3 protein-coding genes are annotated in these 2,026 nt (G+C 60.6%); 1 reads left to right on the top strand and 2 read right to left on the bottom strand.

What is annotated here, in order from left to right; translation table 11 throughout:
• Positions 1-398: TRAP transporter small permease (locus tag DBR12_RS12615; protein ID WP_108617561.1), on the bottom strand; the 398-nt coding region annotated here is incomplete at its 3' end.
• Between the two features lie 147 nt (positions 399-545).
• Entirely contained in the window at positions 546-1,517 is a 972-nt protein-coding gene (locus DBR12_RS12610; RefSeq protein ID WP_108617560.1) for a TRAP transporter substrate-binding protein, read from the bottom strand.
• A 405-nt stretch (positions 1,518-1,922) separates the two neighbouring features.
• Between DBR12_RS12610 and DBR12_RS22830 the strand changes: the two genes are divergently transcribed.
• A partial coding sequence (locus DBR12_RS22830) for an AsnC family transcriptional regulator (RefSeq protein ID WP_369861548.1) occupies positions 1,923-2,026 on the top strand: 104 nt, incomplete at its 3' end.

Genomic DNA, 2,026 nt, shown 5'->3' with positions numbered 1-2,026 from the left:
GCCCAGAACATCGAGACGGATTCCAGCCCCGCCATGCTCTGCACGCCACCGCGCTGGGCGTAGTCCCAGCCATACCAGATGACGATGCCGATCAGTGCCAGCGCTGCCAGCGCCACCACCCAGTCCAGCACCCGCCGTATGGCGGGGCGGCTCCAGCGGTACAGCACGTCCACACTCACCATTGCCCCCTGGCGGAAGGCTGCCGGGATGGCGAGGAAGACCATCCAGATCAGGCTGAAGCGGATCAGCACTTCCGTCCATTCGGCGGGCTGCTCTAGCACAAAGCGCATGAGGATCTGGAACATGCCCAGCGAGGCAGACAGGGCCAGCATGGCGCAGGCCCCCAGCATGGCGATGAAGGTGGTCCATCGCTCAAAGGTGAGAAAAGCATTTTTCATGGGGCGGTGCCAGCCATGGGCCGTTGAGTCAATAGGGGGAACAACACGGTAAGCAATCAGGCAGTAAACCAGGGGCAAGAATAAAAACGCCCGACAGCGCAATGGCGACGGGCGTTGGTTTTTGCTACAAAGATAGTAGCGCGCGCATCACTTGACGTCGCGGATCTTGTCGAGCGTGGCCTTGCCGAACTGCTTTTCAAACTCCGCATTCACGCCCGCCAGTGCGGCCACAAACTTTGACTTGTCGGGGTTGTCCACCACCGTCATGCCTTTGGCGCGCAGGTCGGCCACGCCCTTGGCATCGTCTTCGTCCACACGGGCGCGGTTGGCCTTGGTGCCTTCCTTGGCGGCCTCGATGAAGGCCTGCTTGTCGGCAGCCGAGAGCTTGTCGAATACGCCCTTGTTCATCACAAAGATGGCGGGCGAGTACACGTGGCCGGTCAGCGTCAGGTGCTTTTGCACCTGGTCGAACTTGGCCGAGATGATGACGGGCAGCGGGTTTTCCTGCCCGTCCACAGTGCCTTGTTGCAGGGCCGTGAACACTTCGGGGAAGGCCATGGGCGTGGTGATGATGCCAAAGCCCTTGTACGCGGCGATGTGCACGGGGTTCTCCATGGTGCGCATCTTCAGGCCCTTGAGGTCTTCAGGCGTGTTGACCGAGCGCTTGCTGTTGGTCATATGGCGAAAGCCGTTCTCAGCCCAGGCCAGGGCCTTGAAGCCCTTGCTGTCGAACTTGGTCAGCATCTCCTGGCCGATGGGGCCGTCAAGCACCGCACGGGCGTGGGCCTTGTCGCGGAACAGGAAGGGCACGTCCAGGATCTTGGTTTCAGGCACAAAATTGGGGATGGGTCCCGTGGAGCTGAAAGCCAGCTCTTGCGTGCCAAGCTGCACGGCTTCAATCGACTCGCGCTCGCCGCCCAGTGCACCGTTGTAGAAGGTTTGCACCTTGTAGCGGCCGCTGGTGCGCTTTTCGACTTCCTTGGCAAACGTGTCGATGGCAATCCCCTGGTGGGAATTCTGGGCCGTCGAGATACTGATTCGCATGGTGGTTTGCGCTGCAGCGGTGGCCACAAAGCCGAGCGCGAGGCTCAGGCCGACGACGAGTTTGGTCAGTTGCATGCTGTCTCCTGTTGGAATGTTGCTTGGTCGCACCGTGTGGTGTACGGGGGAAGTGATGGCATAGCGTGCCAGCCGCTTGGAAATTATGGGGGGGCACCAGACGGTGGGGCATCGGGGTTTGTGCTGGTAAGCGTGCTTACTAAATGCGCGGCGTCAGCTTCCCGTCATGCGCGCGGCAAAGTGCCGGTCGGCGGCGCCGAGGTTTGGTGCGGGCCCAGCAATGCCAAGGGCCCCGTGCTGGCGGTAACCAGCCGGGGCCTTGCCAGTTTGTGCGCTCCGGTAAGAGCGCCTTGATGAAAGAAGTATGCGCCGCGTGGCAGAGATGAATTTGCTGAATTCGCTTTGATTGATCTTGTTTGCAGAAAAATTTGCTGCACTGGAGAATTTTTGTGAATAATCTGGCCGATGGATCGCCTAGACAGAAAAATTCTCGCCGTGCTACAGGGCAACGCGCGCGCCAGCCTGCAAGAGATAGGCCACTCCGTGGGCCTGAGCCCGTCGCCCTGCTG

It is taken from the genome of Acidovorax sp. HMWF029 (genome assembly GCF_003060895.1).
Lineage (GTDB): Bacteria > Pseudomonadota > Gammaproteobacteria > Burkholderiales > Burkholderiaceae_C > Acidovorax.
Note: the sequence above shows the minus strand (reverse complement) of the source record. Positions and strands in the feature narration are given on the sequence as shown.

Coding starts and splice junctions, on each gene's coding strand:
- DBR12_RS12610 (WP_108617560.1), bottom strand. CDS start 1,517: ATGCAACTGACCAAACTCGTCGTCGGCCTGAGCCTCGCGCTCGGCTTT.